The 18,019-nt window shown below is 47.0% G+C and carries 15 protein-coding genes; 6 read left to right on the top strand and 9 right to left on the bottom strand.

What is annotated here, in order from left to right; all coding sequences use genetic code 11:
* Positions 1 to 98 precede the first annotated feature (98 nt).
* Complete coding sequence (purT, locus tag H9625_RS07510; protein ID WP_022039361.1) at positions 99 to 1,268, top strand: formate-dependent phosphoribosylglycinamide formyltransferase; 1,170 nt, start codon at positions 99 to 101, stop codon at positions 1,266 to 1,268.
* 118 nt (positions 1,269 to 1,386) lie between these two features.
* Here the strand turns inward: purT and ccsA are convergent, their stop codons facing one another.
* From ccsA to H9625_RS07490, 4 genes are all read right to left on the bottom strand, one after another.
* Positions 1,387 to 3,597: a cytochrome c biogenesis protein CcsA gene (ccsA, locus tag H9625_RS17975; protein ID WP_191763717.1), complete on the bottom strand. Its 2,211-nt coding sequence runs from the start codon at positions 3,595 to 3,597 to the stop codon at positions 1,387 to 1,389.
* Positions 3,598 to 3,712: 115 nt separating this feature from the next.
* Complete coding sequence (locus H9625_RS07500) at positions 3,713 to 5,389, bottom strand: di-heme oxidoredictase family protein (protein ID WP_191763715.1); 1,677 nt, start codon at positions 5,387 to 5,389, stop codon at positions 3,713 to 3,715.
* Between the two features lie 102 nt (positions 5,390 to 5,491).
* Positions 5,492 to 6,760 (bottom strand): imelysin family protein, encoded by a 1,269-nt coding sequence (locus H9625_RS07495; RefSeq protein WP_225226341.1) that lies wholly within the window; start codon positions 6,758 to 6,760, stop codon positions 5,492 to 5,494.
* A gap of 46 nt (positions 6,761 to 6,806) precedes the next feature.
* On the bottom strand, positions 6,807 to 8,147 hold the full coding sequence (locus H9625_RS07490) for a hypothetical protein (protein ID WP_087249639.1): 1,341 nt from the start codon (positions 8,145 to 8,147) through the stop codon (positions 6,807 to 6,809).
* A gap of 157 nt (positions 8,148 to 8,304) precedes the next feature.
* On the opposite strand from H9625_RS07490, the gene H9625_RS07485 reads away from it, so the two are divergent.
* Positions 8,305 to 9,015 (top strand): DNA alkylation repair protein, encoded by a 711-nt coding sequence (locus tag H9625_RS07485; protein WP_191763713.1) that lies wholly within the window; start codon positions 8,305 to 8,307, stop codon positions 9,013 to 9,015.
* 224 nt (positions 9,016 to 9,239) lie between these two features.
* On the opposite strand, the gene rlmH is transcribed toward H9625_RS07485, so the two are convergent.
* Positions 9,240 to 9,710 carry a 23S rRNA (pseudouridine(1915)-N(3))-methyltransferase RlmH gene (rlmH, locus tag H9625_RS07480; RefSeq protein ID WP_191763711.1) on the bottom strand — a complete coding sequence of 157 codons (471 nt, stop codon included), beginning with the start codon at positions 9,708 to 9,710 and terminating at the stop codon, positions 9,240 to 9,242.
* A 99-nt stretch (positions 9,711 to 9,809) separates the two neighbouring features.
* Here rlmH and nadC point away from each other — a divergent pair, with 99 nt between their 5' ends.
* The 3 genes from nadC to H9625_RS07465 all read left to right on the top strand — a co-directional run bounded on the left by nadC (position 9,810) and on the right by H9625_RS07465 (position 13,275).
* On the top strand, positions 9,810 to 10,664 hold the full coding sequence (gene nadC / locus H9625_RS07475) for a carboxylating nicotinate-nucleotide diphosphorylase (RefSeq protein WP_087398210.1): 855 nt from the start codon (positions 9,810 to 9,812) through the stop codon (positions 10,662 to 10,664).
* Positions 10,665 to 10,749: 85 nt separating this feature from the next.
* The gene (locus tag H9625_RS07470; RefSeq protein ID WP_022039370.1) at positions 10,750 to 11,373 is read left to right on the top strand and encodes a DUF4923 family protein; all 624 of its coding nucleotides are present in this window, start codon (positions 10,750 to 10,752) and stop codon (positions 11,371 to 11,373) included.
* Between the two features lie 267 nt (positions 11,374 to 11,640).
* Positions 11,641 to 13,275, top strand: coding sequence for a glycoside hydrolase family protein (locus H9625_RS07465; RefSeq protein ID WP_191763709.1), 1,635 nt, complete (start codon positions 11,641 to 11,643; stop codon positions 13,273 to 13,275).
* Positions 13,276 to 13,302: 27 nt separating this feature from the next.
* Here H9625_RS07465 and H9625_RS07460 read toward each other — a convergent pair whose 3' ends face one another.
* Together H9625_RS07460 and H9625_RS07455 are read right to left on the bottom strand one after the other, a co-directional pair.
* Positions 13,303 to 14,370, bottom strand: coding sequence for a PspC domain-containing protein (locus H9625_RS07460; protein ID WP_022039373.1), 1,068 nt, complete (start codon positions 14,368 to 14,370; stop codon positions 13,303 to 13,305).
* The gene (locus H9625_RS07455; protein WP_022039374.1) at positions 14,348 to 14,713 is read right to left on the bottom strand and encodes a PadR family transcriptional regulator; all 366 of its coding nucleotides are present in this window, start codon (positions 14,711 to 14,713) and stop codon (positions 14,348 to 14,350) included. Before H9625_RS07455 ends, H9625_RS07460 begins: the two co-directional genes overlap by 23 nt.
* Before the next feature lie 194 nt (positions 14,714 to 14,907).
* Between H9625_RS07455 and H9625_RS07450 the strand changes: the two genes are divergently transcribed.
* Positions 14,908 to 15,405: a GNAT family N-acetyltransferase gene (locus H9625_RS07450; protein WP_087249633.1), complete on the top strand. Its 498-nt coding sequence runs from the start codon at positions 14,908 to 14,910 to the stop codon at positions 15,403 to 15,405.
* Here H9625_RS07450 and H9625_RS07445 read toward each other — a convergent pair.
* The gene (locus H9625_RS07445) at positions 15,395 to 16,483 is read right to left on the bottom strand and encodes an endonuclease/exonuclease/phosphatase family protein (RefSeq protein ID WP_449428998.1); all 1,089 of its coding nucleotides are present in this window, start codon (positions 16,481 to 16,483) and stop codon (positions 15,395 to 15,397) included. The genes H9625_RS07450 and H9625_RS07445 overlap by 11 nt on opposite strands.
* Positions 16,484 to 16,503: 20 nt before the next feature.
* Positions 16,504 to 17,961 carry an aminoacyl-histidine dipeptidase gene (locus tag H9625_RS07440; protein WP_191763707.1) on the bottom strand — a complete coding sequence of 486 codons (1,458 nt, stop codon included), beginning with the start codon at positions 17,959 to 17,961 and terminating at the stop codon, positions 16,504 to 16,506.
* Positions 17,962 to 18,019 lie beyond the last annotated feature (58 nt).

The raw sequence follows: 18,019 nt of genomic DNA, 5'->3' as shown, positions 1-18,019 counted from the left end.
ATACCCCATGAAAAGAATTGATACTGTTTTTTCATAGTTTCCATGCAAGCAAAGCAAAATTTGTGTTATCTTTGTCCACATAGAAAAAAGTTAATCGTATGACGAAGAAAATATTGTTGCTGGGTTCCGGCGAATTAGGAAAAGAGTTTGTGATTGCTGCCCAACGTTTGGGACAGTACATCATTGCGTGTGATTCGTATGCAGGAGCTCCTGCCATGCAGGTGGCAGATGCTTGTGAAGTATTCAATATGCTGGATGGCGATGCGCTCGACCGTGTAGTTGAAAAATATCATCCGGACATTATTGTGCCTGAGATTGAAGCCATCCGTACCGAACGGTTGTACCATTTGGAGAAAGAAGGCATTCAGGTGGTGCCCAGTGCGCGTGCCGTAAACTTTACGATGAACCGCAAGGCGATACGCGACCTTGCCGCAAAAGAATTAGGATTAAAGACCGCGAAATATTTCTATGCCAAATCATTCGACGAATTGAAGGAAGCGGCAGAAAAAATCGGTTTCCCCTGTGTCATCAAACCCTTGATGTCCTCATCGGGCAAAGGCCAGTCGGTAGCGAAAGGTCCGGAAGACCTGGAACACGCATGGCATTACGGTTGCGAAGGAAGCCGGGGCGATATCAAGGAACTGATAATCGAAGAGTTCATCCAGTTTGACAGTGAAATCACCTTGCTTACGGTGACGCAGAAGAACGGTCCTACCCTGTTCTGCCCGCCTATCGGACATGTACAGAAAGGCGGGGACTACCGCGAGAGCTTCCAGCCTGCACACATCGCTCCCGAACATCTTGCCGAAGCGCAACGCATGGCAGCAAAAGTAACCGAAGCATTGACCGGCTATGGCATTTGGGGCGTAGAGTTCTTCTTGAGTCACGAAAACGGCGTGTACTTCTCCGAACTTTCTCCACGTCCGCACGATACGGGTATGGTAACTTTGGCAAATACCCAGAACCTGAACGAATTTGAATTGCATTTATACGCTGTGCTGGGATTACCTATCCCAGGCATTACACAAGAGCATATCGGTGCCAGTGCCGTGATTCTTTCGCCCATAGCCAGCAAGGAAGCTCCGCGTTATCGGGGTGAAGAACTGGTCTGCTCACAACCCGATACGTATTTACGCATCTTCGGCAAACCGTTTACGAAGCTGAACCGCCGTATGGGCGTAGTGGTTTGCTACGACAAACCGGACGGCGACCTCGATGCCTTGCGCGACAAGTGCAAGTCGCTGGCTGCCAAGGTGGAAGTATATTGATATTGAATCCCCATCATACAAGACAATCTTTTATAGCAACAGAGGCCGGTGCTCACGCATCAGCCTCTGTTTTCATTCTCAACAGAATGACAAGTAAAAACAAATGATGCTTTCTTTTTTAAGCATAGCTATGTATGCCGCCTAAGATGAAATTGACGCCAAAATAAGTAATCAGTACGCTCAAAAACGCGATAACGGCAAACCAGTGAAAGAACATAGGCCGACGGAATGCGGGGAGCGACGAAGCATGCAAGGCTGCCGCATATATAAATAAGGTGATAAGCGCCCAAGTCTCTTTCGGGTCCCATCCCCAATAACGCCCCCATGAAACATTCGCCCATACGGCACCGATGAAGATGCCGAGTGCCAGGCAGAACACCGCCGGATAAAGGATAATCCGGCTGATGACTTGCAGGCGGACGATGGCTTCTTGGTAATCTGTGCGGGTGGAGCGCAACACAATCGCCATGATGCCATTCAGCATGACAAATGCGGTCAATGAATAGGCAATCATGATGGTCACCACGTGGAGGCTCAGCAAAGGAGATGCCAGTACCGGCATCAGTTGGGTGATGGGTGGATTGGCTTCACCCAGCATCGCCACCAGCAATGCCAGCCCGCATAGCATATAGCCGAAAGCGATAACGGTTTCCAGCTTGCGGTAAAAGAGGAAAGTGAGCACGACGGCGCACAACGCCATGAATTGCATCGTTTCGTATCCGTTCGAGAGCGGAAGGTGTCCGCTTACGAACCCTCTCAGGCAGATAAGTATAAGCAGATAGCCCGCTACGATGCCCAATGTGGCGAGCAGGAAAGCGTTCAAGCGTGTTTTGTCATATAGCGAGCGGCTCATCCTCCGTGCATAGAAGACAAAGGACAGGATGCCTATGGCAAGGCAGGCCATAGCCAAGGGCTTGGTATAATCCAAGCGGTTGTAGAGCTTTTCCGCCTCGAAGCGTGCGTCGGAAGGTAACACTTCGCCTGCGGTCTTTTGCTGGTATTTCCGTATCTTGTTTGTAAGTCCGATAATGGCGGCATCGTTTCTTTTCATCACCTGTTCGCTCAACAATCCCAGGCTTTTGCGTATAAACAACCATTGTTCATCGGGAAGTTCTTTGGGAAGGTCGTCTACGGGGGCGAACCAGTTTATTCGGTTATGTACCACAGGGCACGGATAGATTTCCAGGATGCTTCCCGTAGCGGTCATGCTAATCAGGTTGAACTTCTCGTTCGCCTCGTTCCATTCACGTTTGTATTGGGAACTGCCCGTTCCATTCTCTTTCAGCTTATACCCTTCCGTTCCGAAAAAATCGTTCAGGCAAGCATAATCCCCTCCGATACCCAGCCGGCGTTGCACTTCCTTGCTTTTAATGCGGATGACAGGCTCGGCTTTCCAGTCATCGTAATAAAAGAACCAGCCCGTAAACACCTGTTCGGCAGTCAGTCCTTTGTAGGTCGTTTTGCCGTAAAGCTTTACGGTAAAGTCTTTCGCCAAGGTCTGCAAGGGACAGATGCGGTCGTGGTAATAGATGTAGAGGTTGCCTACCGCGGATGCCGCCTCACGGGATAAGTGCTTGGGTTGTCCCGAAGCCATGCCAGCGACGGATGAAAACAGCGCGATACCTAACAGAACGGTTTTATTACGCAACGCGGGATGACGGAGAAGCCGGCGGAACATGCTGTCTTTCTGAAAAAAGAAGCCCAAGACAGAGAGCAGCAATAAAGCATATCCGGTATAGGTAATGCCGATGCCCCACGGGTCGTAAGACACCGCAAGGGTAGTTCCTTGCCCGTCCTTGTCGTATGCCGACTGGTAGAAACGGTAATGGCGATAGGTGAATATCCGGTTCATCGACACTTCTCCCTCTGCCTGCATTCCGTTATCCTCAATTCGGATGCGGCTGGTAAAGTCCATGGGCGCAAAGCTTCCTTTGTAATAGTCTATACGGAAATCGTGCAGCCGCACATCGAAAGGAAGCGGCTCTTCCTCCGTTCCTGAAGTGACGAAAGCCGAAACAGGCGTATCGTTCATCCGCAAATGGATGCTTCCTTGCTTTCCGCAAAGGCGCGTGGTGAGCGCTCCTGCCAGGATAACCAGAAACGCGATGTGCAGCAGGAACGTAAAAAAATCCCGTTGCATCCTCCGGCTTATCAGGTAAACCAAAGCGCATACCGCCAGGATTCCCCACAGTATGGTAAAGAACGGAGAGCCATAGATAGCCGTCCAAGCCGTACCGGTTCCTTGCAGTTTTTCTACAACGGTGGCGGCCATCATCAGCAAGACGAGCAGTCCTGCGCTTCCGAAAGCAATACGTTTTATCAGTTTCATTTGTTTTTTATTAGGTGACTAGTTGACTAGGTACTAGTTGACTAGGTACCAGGTTTTAAATAGTCTTTAAAACGAGGTGTTTAATACCTAGTCACCTAGTACCTAGTCTACTGATTTAAATAGAATCGATGAATTTCACGATGGCGTCACGGTCTTCTTTCGAGAGCTGGCGGAACTGTTCCACAGTCTCGTAAGCATCGCTCTCAGTGCTGGTTCCGTGCCACATGATGGCTTCCAGCGTGGTTCGTGCACGGCAATCGTGCAGACGGTCAGCATATTCGGCTCCGGTGCAACGTTGGTGTAAGCCGCGTCCCCAAAGCGGAGTGGTGCGGCACCAGCCGGTACGGATATCGTTCTGCATGTGCAGCTTGTGCTGTATCATGTCGGTATAGGGCCAAATCTTCTGGTGCGGATAACGGGGCAACTGGTTTGCCTTGTCTCCTGTGAAGAAGCGTGCCGGGTCGCGTATCTCGTCATCGCCCGTAGTCCAGCTGGGCTTGTGGCAATACGTACAACCGATTTGCTCGAAGAGTTCCTTGCCTTTCAATACTTCTTCATCGTCTACGTTGCGTGCGGCAGGTACGGCAAGCCCACGATGCCATACCATGAGGTCGATGTAGTCTTGGTCAGACACTTCCACGTCCAGTTCTTTCGAAGTCAGGTAGTTGTAGATGTTCTGCTGTTCGTTGTACGTGCCGTCCTCGTTCTGGATGTGCCAGTCGGGATGATTCTTGTCGGGGTCTGCCTGCTCGATGTAGTCACGGAAGCCTGCCTGCACTTCGGGGTCTTCCGAAGAATACTGGGCATACGTGCCTGCCGCATCCAGGTAATGGAACCGGCGGTCGCTACGTGTAACGTTGGTGATGTTCCAAAAGGCGTTGGCTCCGGCTGCATCCTGCAACGGACCACGGCTCAGAGCATACGTATAACGGAAAGGATATTTCGTCCCGTCACCTCCCTGTGCCGTGTTGGCATATTGCCCCGTCCAGTCTCCGTTGGCAAAGATGTTGGGGTTCAGCCCGTTCTTCAGATAACCGTCTTTTTCTTCCTGCACGTATTGCGCCTTCAGGTCTTCATCCGAAATGGCATCCAGCAAGCCGGTACCGTAAATGCCGATGGTGGATTCGAGGCGGACTTCGTATGTGCCCACATCATATCCTTTGTTGGCTACATAAATGGCACTCTTGGGAATCGTTATTTCCGGATAGCGCAACGAATAGGTCTCACCGTCGGGGAACTTGTTCCCGTTCTGGTCGGTATATTCATGCCAAGTCAGCATAATCTGGCTTTCGTCCAGCGGAGCCTTGAAAGGGGCCACGGCATGGGTCTGCGGCATACCTGCAAGCCAAGAAACGTAGGCATTGGTTGCAGGGTTGTAGACAACTAATAAGTAGCCGTTGCCTATTGTGTTTGTATTGAAAGAACCGGCAGGTTGGCTTTGTCCGTGCCCGTATCCCGGATGGCAATGCTGGCAAGAGGTACGGATATAGATAGGTCCCAAACCGTGACGCATACCAGAGAAATTAGATGTATAAGGTTTCTCGAAGAATTGTTCTCCTCTGTTAAAAGAGGCGGTCATATCGGCATCACCGTCCACTACGGGAGTCGGGTCTTCGAAGGCGGTAGAAGACGAGTTGAATGTCGTACCCAATTCTCCACCTGTATAATACCAGTCAGGGAGTTCTGACGGTTCCGGATTGGGAGTGGGATTATCTGTTTTTACTTCATCGTCGCTACAAGCCGTTAGCATGCCTATTGTCAGAAATGCGACTAAATAATACTGTTTCTTCATAATCAAAAGTAATATAAAGTTAGTGTGGTTACGGTATGTTTAAAGGACATAGACATTCTTCCGAAGAGGAATGCCTATGCCTTTGTATCAGGGCAAATCGTATTAATGGTTTGCTTGTAGCAAAGCTTTCACTTCGTCGAAGATGTCATTCATTACGTTGCAGGCATCGATTGCGTCTTGGTTAACGGTATCATACTCAGATGCTCCGCACGTATATGCAAACGGTTCACCCATCAACGAAATTTTATCGTATGCATCTTGGATGGCTGCTTTCACACGGTTGTCCAGGTCGGCATCAAGTGTAGCGATATATGTGCTAAGCGTATTCGTTGGCACTTGGATGGTTCCGTCTACCGAAGGAGAACCCTGGTAGGCGTTGCGGATGCTTTGGATATTGCCCAGGAAGTCGCGGATGGAGTTCAGGCTATAAGGCGATTCAATATAGTTCGGGTCGTATTCCATACCTCCCGAAGGAAGTCCTTTACCTGTCGGGTTCCCGATTTTGATATTACCTACTTCGTTTGCGATGTTTTGGATTCCGGCGGTGATGATGTCGTACATCACATCAAGATAGTTTACGTATTCACTGCCTGCGTTGCCTGCATTTTTGATACGTTCACCGAAGTTGATGCCTTTGTCCAATTCGGTATCGGTCAGAATCTGTTGTTTTTCAGCCGTTACATTTTCGGTGCCTGCCCAGCATGCTTCCAATAAGATGCATTGATTACGCAAGTCCGCAGCTAAACCTACTAAATAGTTTAATTCTTCAGCGCTATAGTTCAGGTTATGTGCCACGCTTTTGGAATCAGCTGTAGCATTGCCGTCTGCATTTGTATTTGTCAATTCGAATAAAAGATATTCGATGGCGTGGAATCCTTGTAATGCATATCCTAAATAGTTACCTACGTATACACCTTCATCATCCATTTGTGCCATCTGCGCTGGGTTGTTTAGCAGAGCGTCCATACCGGTCTTATCAAGCGGCCAAGAGTCAATGTGCGGGTCTATATAGTAGTCTCCGGCTGGGCCGAACAGCCAGGCTTCGCTTTTTTCCCAATAATCGCGTGCGGTTTTCCAAGCTTCGCCGGCTGCTTCTACATCGGCGGTAGATAAGGTTCCGTCCGCTTTTTTGGTACGAATATCAATACATAGGCTATGCAGTTCCATAGCGGCATCTGCCATTCCTTTGTAAGTAGGTATCACAGTTTGGTCTGTATAATCAGTTATTACATCTTTCAGAGCCTGTTCCTGTGCAGAGAGAGTTCCAGATTCTTCCTGATTAACAGGGTCGTCATCACTACAAGCCGTAACATTCATGCCTACCATGGCAGACAATGCCACGTAAATCGGAAATTTCAAATACTTTTTCATTGTCTTATTTTTAAATTAGTGTTTTGTTTGTATCTTGTTTTTGATTTTACAAATTGAAGAAACCGGAATATGCTACTCCCAATGAGACGGCAGGTTCATTATTAAATTTGCTTTTAAGGATACCCAATGAATATTCCCCCTTCAGTACAATGTCTTTCATCGGATAGTAGTTGACACCGAAAGCGATGCGTTGCCGTCCATATTCTTCATAATCAGTCACTGCATCTTCCGTTTTATACATTGAATCATAATATTCATAACGACCGAAAAGATAGAATTTGCGTCCTTTTTCTTGCTGCTTTTTGCCAAGCCAACCGAATAAGTCGTAGCCCACTTCTACCCCTGTAGAAATTGCTGATGTAGCTACAGGTCTTTTTTTCGCAGGCGAGTCATTGGAGAAACTTTGGTTATAACGGGTTATCAAAGCAGCATCCGACAAGTGTCCATAATCGAAATTTCCACGTGCCACCCAGTTATGGTCGTTGTAATGAAAATCAAATGAACCGATTAATACTGTTCCCTTTACATTGTCGTATATGGCATTGGTCGCTTTCTTCAGCGTATTGCTGAATGTGTTTCCGGCATATCCGCTTACAGAAAGTCGAAGGCCTTTTACCGAATAATTATCTACACGGACAGCACCAGCCATAGCATTGGCTATCTTGAATTCGTAAGGACTTCCGGCACCGCCTTTTATCCATTCCTTATCATTAAAACGGTCAGAGTCAAGTCCAGGAAGCAACATAGCTTCATACCGCCAATCTCCTGCACGTCCCCAAATGCTTAATCCGGTTTCATGCCACGTACAAGGCATAATGGTATTTTCACCTTCCGGACGATATACACCAAAGAATTCGGTAGGAAGGTGATGGGCATTCGTAGCACCTACCGGGATGACCATGTGCCCTAATTTAATGTTGAACTCCGGACAGAAAGATTTCTGGATCCAAAATTGCTCGAGGGCAACTTCACCTCCACGTTCCACTTCGGTTTCGTATTCACCTCCTTCATGTTCTTCTATCTCAACGGCACTTTCTGTACCTCCGTGTTCAAATTCGATTTCCATCCCCATTGACCAGCCTTTGCCAAAATCATATCCTAACATCAGGACAACATGTGGCAGGTCAAAACGTCCGTGTTTATCGTCTTTATAATCCTGCGGACTGTCATAGCGCAAATAATTGTCGCTATAAAAGTTCCGGCTATATACCGCTTCGCCATACCCGCCGATGGTGAAGCGTGATTTCTTCTTTTCCGTCTTAACCGTTTCCGATGCGCTCTCTGCGGTTATGTCCGCATTGCTTTTACTTGCCTGCTCTGCTATAGCGAAAGCGTGCGGGGCAAGCATCGCTAAACAGAGTGAGAATAGGAGTCTCGTTGTTTTCATTTCTCTTTATCTTTTGTTGATTTTTAACTACCGCAAAGGTATGGAGCTTGCTTTATAGCGGCAATACCTACTTTTAGGTAAAAAAAGATGTTAAATACCTACTTATGGGGATAGCAATGCGTATTTTTGCAGGAAATATGACAACAAAGCAAAAGATATGGAAGAATACAGACTCGAAGGCTTGACCATCAAAGAGCATCTGCTCCGGTTGGCAGAGCAGGGGAACAAAAAGTTTACCGAAAGCCTGAATCCGGGCGTGGAACATGTGTTGGGTATCCGTGTGCCCCACTTGCGGAAACTGGCGGCACGCATCGCCAAAGCCGATTGGGAAGCTTACCTCGATACCGCCGACACCTATTATATGGAAGAGCGGATGTTGCATGGAATGGTATTGGGCTGCATCCGTCCCGATGCCGACATCGAGGTGTACCTGCACCGAGTGACCCGTTTTGTATGGAACATCAACAGCTGGTCGGTATGCGACACGTTCAAGTTCGGAGGAGGAAAGCGGTTCGTCGAAACGAACAAAGAACGGCTGTGGGAGTACCTGAAGACTTGGATGCAAGCCGAGGGCGAGTATGAAATCCGTTTCGGAGTGGTGATGGCGATGCAGCTCTTCATCGACAAGGAGCACATCGGTGAACTTCTCTCCTTATATAATATGATTCACCACGAAGGCTATTACGTACGGATGGGAGTGGCATGGGCACTCTCTGTCTGCTTCGTGAAATTTCCCCAACAGACGATGGCATACCTGCAACAAAATTCGTTGGACAACTTCACTTACAACAAGGCATTACAGAAAATCGTAGAGTCATACCGGGTAGATGCCGCCACAAAAGACGTGATACGGGGAATGAAGAGGTAATTCGGATACAGTAGGCTGCGTTGCCGGATGCGGCAAACTGCATAATTAAAGCCATTGGATTGCGTAAAAAGTCCTGTGCAGTCAGGATTGCTGTCCCGATAGGTCAGGACTCCAGTCCTAGTAAGCTTAGGACTGCAGTCCTAGCAATATGGGATTGAGGGAGGACTGGGATGTCCCGGACTGGGCAGCCGTTTGACTTTGTAAAAACAGTAATATGTGTCCATCTATTCGTGGTGGTACGGACTGTTGTTCAGGATGCTCATCGCACGATATAATTGCTCGACAAAGATGAGACGTATCATCTGGTGCGAAAAAGTCATTTTCGAAAGTGAAAGTTTTTCTTGCGCCGCCTGATAGACGGCAGGCGAGAACCCGTACGGACCTCCGATAATGAACACCAACCGCTTGACGGAATGCATCTTGCGTTCTATCCAAGCGGCAAATTCTGTCGAGCGGAACTCCTTGCCGTGTTCATCAAGCAAGACCAGCACGTCTCCAGGCTGGAGTGCTTTCAGTATCAGTTCGCCCTCCTTTTCTTTTTGCTGGTCGGTACTAAGGCTCTTGGTATTCTTCAGTTCCGGAATCACTTCAATGTCGAACGGAATATAATGCTTTATCCGCTGCACATAATCACCTATGGCGGAAATGTAATGTTTCTCTACTGTCTTTCCTACAACCAATAGTACAAATTTCATAATCTTTAATCGGGTTTTAAACATTTTCTTTTTGCAAAGGTATGAATAAATCCGTACCTTTGCCCCGATTTGATAGTACAATAAAAAAACAGAACGAATATGGACGAGAAAATTGTAAAAGATTTGATTGACCGGCTTATCGACTTGTCGTTTGCCGAAGATATAGGTGATGGCGACCACACTACATTATCGTGCATTCCAGCCGATGCTATGGGAAAATCGAAGCTGCTGATAAAAGAAGAAGGCATACTGGCAGGCATTGAAGTGGCAAAGGAAGTATTCCGCCGTTTCGACCCGACATTGAAAGTGGAAGTGTTCATTCAGGACGGCACTCCTGTGAAACCGGGAGATGTACCCATGATAGTATCGGGAAAAGTGCAGTCGCTTCTGCAAACCGAACGTCTGATGCTGAATATCATGCAACGCATGAGCGGCATCGCTACAATGACCCATAAATACGTAGAGCGTCTGGAAGGCACAAAAACCCGCGTACTGGATACGCGTAAAACTACTCCGGGCATGCGCATTCTGGAAAAGATGGCAGTAAAAATCGGTGGCGGAGTAAATCACCGCATCGGTCTCTTCGATATGATTCTGCTGAAAGACAACCATGTAGATTTCGCCGGAGGAATCGACAAGGCCATTTTGCGTGCGAAAGAATATTGCAAGGAGAAAGGAAAGGATTTGAAGATAGAAATCGAGGTACGGAACTTCGACGAACTGCAACAAGTGCTCGACTTGGGTGGTGTAGACCGCATTATGCTGGATAACTTTACGCCTGCCGACACACGCAAAGCTGTAGAAATGGTAGGAGGACGCTACGAAATCGAATCATCAGGAGGCATCACCTTTGATACTCTTCGTGATTATGCCGAATGTGGTGTCGACTTCATTTCGGTAGGTGCGTTGACCCATTCGGTAAAAGGATTGGATATGAGCTTCAAAGCTTGTTGATTTTCCTTTTCATCACAGAGTCACAGAGTCGTTTTGCTGTACACTGTGACTTCTGCCATACTAGAATAATGAAAGGATGAACAAAATGAAAAAGAACAATTTCATAAAAGGAATGTTGGTGTTTGCCTTATGCTTTGTATTTTGCAGCACAGGCAAGGCACAAGACTGGAAATCGATTCTTTCCGGAGTAGCCAATGCGATAACGGAAGGAAAAGGAAGCGACCTTGCTTCGTGGTCGATAGAAGGCACGTGGAATTATACGGGACCCGATTGCAAGTTTACCAGTGACAATCTGTTGGCAAAAGCGGGAGGCGAAGTAGCGTCAAAGAAAGTAGAAGAGAAGATGACTGGCATTCTGGAAAAGCTGGGCTTTACAGAAGGATGTTCATACACCTTCAATTCCGATGGTACCTACACCTCGACAGTAAAAGGGCGTACCACATCTGGAACCTATACGTATGACAGTGAAACGAAAGAATTGCAACTGAAGACAAAACTGGGACTGAAATTCAACGCCATCGTTTCGCAGAATGTACTGGCTCCCAAGAAGATGAGCCTGCTTTTTAAGGCAGACAAAGTCATGTCGCTGATGCAGACAATAGGCAGTGCCTTAAGCAGCAATTCCTCCAATTCGGTGGTAAGCACCGCCAATTCCTTGCTGGACGAATACGACGGCCTGCAGCTAGGCTTCGCACTGGAAAAACAATGACAAGACAGACTTATAACCAATGCAGAAGCCGATTGGATACATACAAACAGCGTAAATTCCGCGACACAAACAGTGTCGATGAAATCAGCCCAAAAAGGTCGTATCATTACTCAAAGCAGTGATTGATATGACCTTTTTAAGTATTAAGTAACTGTTTACACGTTCCAATAACATTATCAACGGAATCTTTCATGCCGGAAAGAATTATCTGATATCGAAAAGACAGAATACTTTAAACTAATATACTAAAACCAAACACAGAAGAATATGAAGAAAAACATCGCAACCAAAATACTCCTGGGACTGTCTGTACTAGCATGCAGCACCAGCACCTATGCACAAACCGTCGAACGCGAACGTCCTGCCGAATGGCAACAACTGGTTCCCGGAGCCCGGTTTATGGACCGCTTCCTTGCCATGCCTGAAGGAACCCAAGGAAAACAGACATGGGGAACAGACAGCGTGCAGAACCGATATACAGACAACGGCATCGAACTGCCAGACATCTCTTTTTGGGGAGGCAATATCCTCCAGACTCCCGACAAACGGTATCATCTATATGTATGCGGATGGCCGGAAAACTCACCCAAAGGACACATGTTCTGGTCTAATTCGACCGTCTTTCACGCCACCTCCGATAAACTGACCGGTCCCTATCACATCCAGAACTCCATCGGGAAAGGGCATAACCCTGAAGCCTTCCGACTGGACGACGGACGTATCGTAGTCTATGTTATCGACGGATACTACATCGCAACAAATGAAGATAGCCCGATATGGTATTACCAGAAATTTGATTTCGACCCACGCGACAGACCAATCATCGAAGGATTGTCCAACCTCACCTTTGCCCGCCGGCAAGACGGCTCACGCCTGATGGTATGCCGTGGTGGAGGTGTATGGATTAGCCGCGACGGCATCTCCCCTTACCGGCAACTGACAGGCAAACGGGTCTATCCTGCTGTAGAAGGCAAATTCGAAGACCCAGTGGTATGGAAAGACAGCCTACAGTATCACCTGATTGTCAACGATTGGCTAGGACGCATAGCCTATTACCAACGTTCGAAAGACGGCATACACTGGGTAACGGAACAAGGCGAAGCCTACATGCCCGGCGTATCTTTCCATCGCGATGGAGAAATAGAGCATTGGTTCAAATACGAACGACCGAAAGTTTTCCAAGACCACAACGGACGAGCCATACAAATGAATTTTGCAGTCATCGATACCATTAAATGGAATGATCTTCCAGGTGACCGGCATTCATCGAAAAACATCTGTATCCCACTCAACAAAGGAATACTGCTTTCGGTACTCAACACCCAACCCATTGATGACTCTACCCGACGTATTGAAGTACGGATACAGGCCGAACCGGGATTCAATCCTCAAACAGACATAGATATTCAGTCCCTCCGCTTCGGTGCATACACAGAAGTCAATTACGGACGAGGTTGCCTGCCAGTAAAGACACGCAAAGACGGAAAAGACCTGATAGTGACCTTTGACGGAAAAGGAAGCGGTATCACTCCCGATGAATTTGCGCCCAAACTTATTGGACACACAACAAAAGGTGAGTTACTGTTCGGCTATGCCTACCTGCCCTATGTCAACTATACTCCTGCCCTTCTCTCGGCACGCCGCCCACAATACGACTCCTCGCAAGGAACCCTGAAAGTAAAAGTGGAAAACTTCGGACTTTCTACCTCACAACCAGCTGAAGTTGAAGTGCGCCTGAACGATAAAACCATAGCACAAGGTACTGTAGAAAGCCTGGAACCTTACGGAGTATCCGAACTTATACTGCCCCCCTCATTCCACCCAGACGGTGACAACCTGCCATACGAAGTAATCATCCGTTCGGGTGGAGTAGAAATGGAGCGTCATACTTTTCTACAATAGGAAACTGTATACAGACTGGCACAAAGTTCAAACCCAGTCGGTGACACTATGGATAACAAAGGGAAGCTGGAACACAAAGAATGAACCTACTGCTACCGCTATAATCCATAACAATATCAGAGTCACCTTGACTCCCGTAGCCATCGGACGCCAGACCTTGAAACTCTGCAAGATAACCTGCAACAAACCGACTACGGGAATGCCTATTACCAACAGTGCACAGACTGCGAGCCCGATAACAGGAGCAGGGCTCGTAGTCAGCATGCTCCAATCTACTTCTGGCAATGCATAATAAAGCAGGGCAGGCGTACTTGCCAATACTCCCGTGGCAGCCATCAACAATGCAAAGGCTACAGCCAGCCCGACAAGCAATGCCGGCACACAACAAATGGCAACCAATACCAGCACTACCTTGATGAGGAAACCTGCCACTTGTATCACAGCATCGCAAAAACGTGCCAGCAACGAACGAGACCCGGCAGAACGTATCTTATCGCCTTCCCGTTCGAACCCGTCGGTCACTGTCCGCCCGATATTCTCCATATTGATGGGTTCACCTCGCATCTGAAGTTTCTCGGTGGCGGTGCGTGCCTGGGGAATAATAATCCACATGATAATATATGCCAACATCAACGGGAAAAATCCTCCCACACTGAGCAGGATAAAGCCTAATATCAGCAACAAAATACGTAAAGGAGTAGAATCGATGCCGAAATAAGCAGCCAATCCCGAAAGTACACCGCCCAGAATACGGTCGTCCGGATTACGGAACAAGCGCCGTTGCACTCCTTGCAACGATTCATCGGTCTTTCTCTCGGCCGTTTCTTCCTCATCCGGACTCAGGTCTTCAGGTTTTCCCATACGGGCGATAACCTCTTCCACTTGCACAACGGTAATGACTTGAATGCCTCCGGCAAGGTATTCATTAAACAACTCCGAAATGCGGATTTCCATATCACGTACAATCTCGTCGGCACTTTCTTCTTTCCGGAAATGATAGCGAAGATTATTCAAGTAATTGTCAAGCAAAATATAGGCGTCCTCGTCTATATGATAAACGGTTCCACCCAAATTAACAGTCAGTGTCTTTTTCATTGTCTTTACAGGTTATTAGTTTCGTTCTTAAATGATTTACCGTAGCCGCCAGTTCGTCCCATGCCGTTTCCAGCCCTTTCAAGAACTCTTCCCCTTCGGAAGTGAGGCGATAATATTTCCGTGGAGGTCCTTGCGTGGATTCCACCCATTCATACGACAACAAATTATCATTTTTCAGGCGTGTAAGCAACGGATACAAAGTACCCTCCACCACAATCAGTTTTGCTTCTTTCAGGTTCTGGATGATATCCGATGCATACAGAGGCTCCCGATGAAGCAGCAATAAGATGCAATACTCAAGCATCCCTTTGCGCATTTGAGATTTCACATTATCAACATTCATCTGTCATTCCTCCTTATTTCTTTGTATGGCACAAATATATGTATTATATAAATACCTTGTATTGCATAGTACTTTTATTTTATCTCTTTTAACAAAACAAAGTATGCAATCATACTTTTTGAAACAGAATTTATCCTGTCTTTATTCTTCTTTTTCAAGCAAAAACAATAACTTTGTAAGAAAAATCAAGAACAATGTTTACAATTAGAAAAGCTACACTCGAAGACATTCACTTAATCAACCAATTGGCAAAAGAGGTCTTCCCTGCCACTTACAAAGATATCCTGACTCCGGAACAAATCGACTATATGATGGACTGGATGTATTCGCCCGAAAATCTGAAAAAACAAATGACAGAAGAAGGGCACATCTACTATATTGCCTACGAAGAATGCGAGCCTGCAGGTTACGTATCCATCCAACCCGAAGGGGAAGACCTGTATCACTTACAGAAAATCTATGTGATTCCCTATTACCAAAAAAGTCATCTAGGCAAACTCCTGTTCCAACAGGCCATCAAAGGTATCAAGGAACTGCATCCGGCTCCCTGCCGAATGGAATTGAACGTAAACCGGGAAAATCCGGCTCTTGGATTTTACCAACACATGGGAATGGAAAAAGTACGTGAAGAAGACACGCACATCGGCAACGGCTTTTATATGAACGACTATATTATGGGAATCAGTATCTGATTCGGATATCCAGACATACGGGCAGATGATCGCTGTATCCGCCTTGATACCTCATCCCCTTGTAAGTGCGAAAAGGAGTAATACCTCCATATCGTTCGTCTTCTTCAAGCAAAAAAGGAAAGTCAAGCACATGGGCTTCCGCAGTACCGGTATGAAGTGAGGCTGAAGGAAGAAGCATACTGCCATTAACGATGAACTGGTCGAGTACTCCCCATTCTCCACGGTAACGATAAGTTCCGGGTTCTTTTCCCGCCATTAAATTATAAAGAAGAAAAGATGAGACATCATTCTCCTCTTCTGGCGTTTGTGCCCCCAGCACTTGGGATATTGAACGGCTGGACGGTTCATCATTGAAATCGCCCATTATAATAAGGTAAGGGGATTGACGTACGGAGAGCAACGAATCGACCGTATGACGCAATACATCCGCAACAAACAAACGGTATGGTTCGCTTTGCCTTGTTCCGCCAGAACGGGAAGGAAAATGACAAACAAATACATCAAGGGTATCGCCTGAAATGACACGCCCGCTTACATGCAACAAGTCACGGGTAGGCTTTCGCCCGATACGGAAAGAAGGAATACGGATGCACTGCATACCAAGCAACCGGAACGTAGCAGGCTGATAAAGCAAAGCTACATCAATGCCACGTTCATCAGGCGAATCAGTCATCACATACCGATAAGCGGCATCACGCAAAGGCGAATACCTGGTCAGTCCATCCAGGCAATAGGCATTTTCCACCTCACACAGTCCTACCAAATCAGGAACCTGATTACTCGAAGCAGTCAACACCACCTTGGCTATCTTATTCATCTTTGCATGATAACGGTTCCAGTTCCATCCACGGACGGCATGTGGTAAGAATTCTTCGTCTTGTTTCAAGGAATCATCACGGCAATCGAAGAAATTCTCTACATTATAGTGCATCACCCGAAAAGATTCCTGTGCACTGACCCGCAAACAGAAAAAGCACACACCTAACACAGACAAACATAAAAAGCCCCTGATTCTATTTACTTTCCTGCCGATACGGCATCCGGTAAACCTATATGAACTTACGTGTGCCTGTGCCATGGGTGTGCAATCATTTTTTATCAAGATTTCGCAGGAATATGTGCCAAAACATCCAGCAGATGACGCCAGAACTTATCTACTGTAGGAATCAGCATACGCTCATCGGGCGAATGCACGCCACGCAAAGTAGGTCCGAACGATACCATATCCAACGAAGGATACTTCTCCAAAAACAATCCGCACTCTAATCCGGCATGAATGGCTTTTACTTTCGGTTCTGTTCCAAACAAGCGCTTGTAACTCTCTACGGCAATGTGCAATATTTCTGAAGAAGGATTGGGTTTCCAACCCGGATATCCGTCACCTGTTGAAACAGAAGCACCACCCAACAAAAATGCTGCACTTACCATCATCGACATATCCTCACGCGAAGAAAGGATGGAACTACGCTGACTGGTCACCACTGTCAGTTCCCCTTTTCCTTGTTTCACCGAAGCCAGGTTAGACGAAGTCTCTACCAATCCTGCAATGTCCTGGCTCATAGCATACACTCCATTATGCACAGCATAAATAGAAAGCAAGAAACGCTTCATGTCAGCAACTTCCATCACTTCCGCACGAGGTGCTTCCGATTCCAAGTCCATCTGCAAATTAGGTTCAGTTACGGCATATTCGTTTTCCACTTCCGACAAATACACGTTCAGGTCCACACGCACCGACTCCTTGTTATCCATCGGGACTGCACATACAGCATAAGCCTCGCGCGGAATGGCATTATGCAGATTCCCTCCGTCTATCTCGCACAGACGCAGGTCGTATTTCCGCATCAGTTGCACCAAGTAACGGTTCAACAGTTTGTTAGCATTCGCACGGTTCTTATTTATATCATCCCCTGAATGACCTCCAGTAAGTCCTTTTACAACTACACGGAAAAAGAAATATCCTTCGGGAGCATGCGTCATCGGACAAGGAAATACAGCCGTCGTACCCGCCCCTCCGGCACAACCGATAAATAACTCTCCTTCATCCTCCGAATCCAGATTTATCAGGATATCCCCTTTCATAAAACCTTCTTTCAAAGCGAAAGCACCGGTCAGCCCTGTTTCTTCGTCTACCGTAAACAAACATTGAACAGGTCCGTGTTCCACATCATCCGAAGCCAGCAAGGCAAGTTCGGCAGCTATTCCGATACCATTGTCGGCTCCCAACGTGGTTCCTCTGGCTCTCAACCATTCCCCGTCAATATATGTTTCTATCGGGTCGGTTTCGAAGTTATGCTGTGTATCCTTGTTTTTCTCACACACCATATCCATGTGCGACTGGAGAATTACCGTTTTCAAATTCTCCTTGCCCCGCGAAGCCGGCTTCTCTATCAATACATTTCCAGCATCATCGGTCCGGGCATGCAACCCGTGCTTCTGGGCAAAATCCAACAGATAAGCTCTTATTTTTTCTTCCTTCTTGGAAGGACGAGGCACCTGGCACACTTCTTCAAAATATTGGAAAACAATAACAGGTTTCAAATCTTTTTTCTCCATAAATCAAGTGTTTATTTTTCTACTTCCGTAAAAATAAGTTAAAAATACGAATTAATGA

It is taken from the genome of Phocaeicola intestinalis (assembly GCF_014837065.1).
Lineage (GTDB): Bacteria > Bacteroidota > Bacteroidia > Bacteroidales > Bacteroidaceae > Phocaeicola > Phocaeicola intestinalis.
This window is presented reverse-complemented; position numbering and strand designations above follow the sequence as displayed.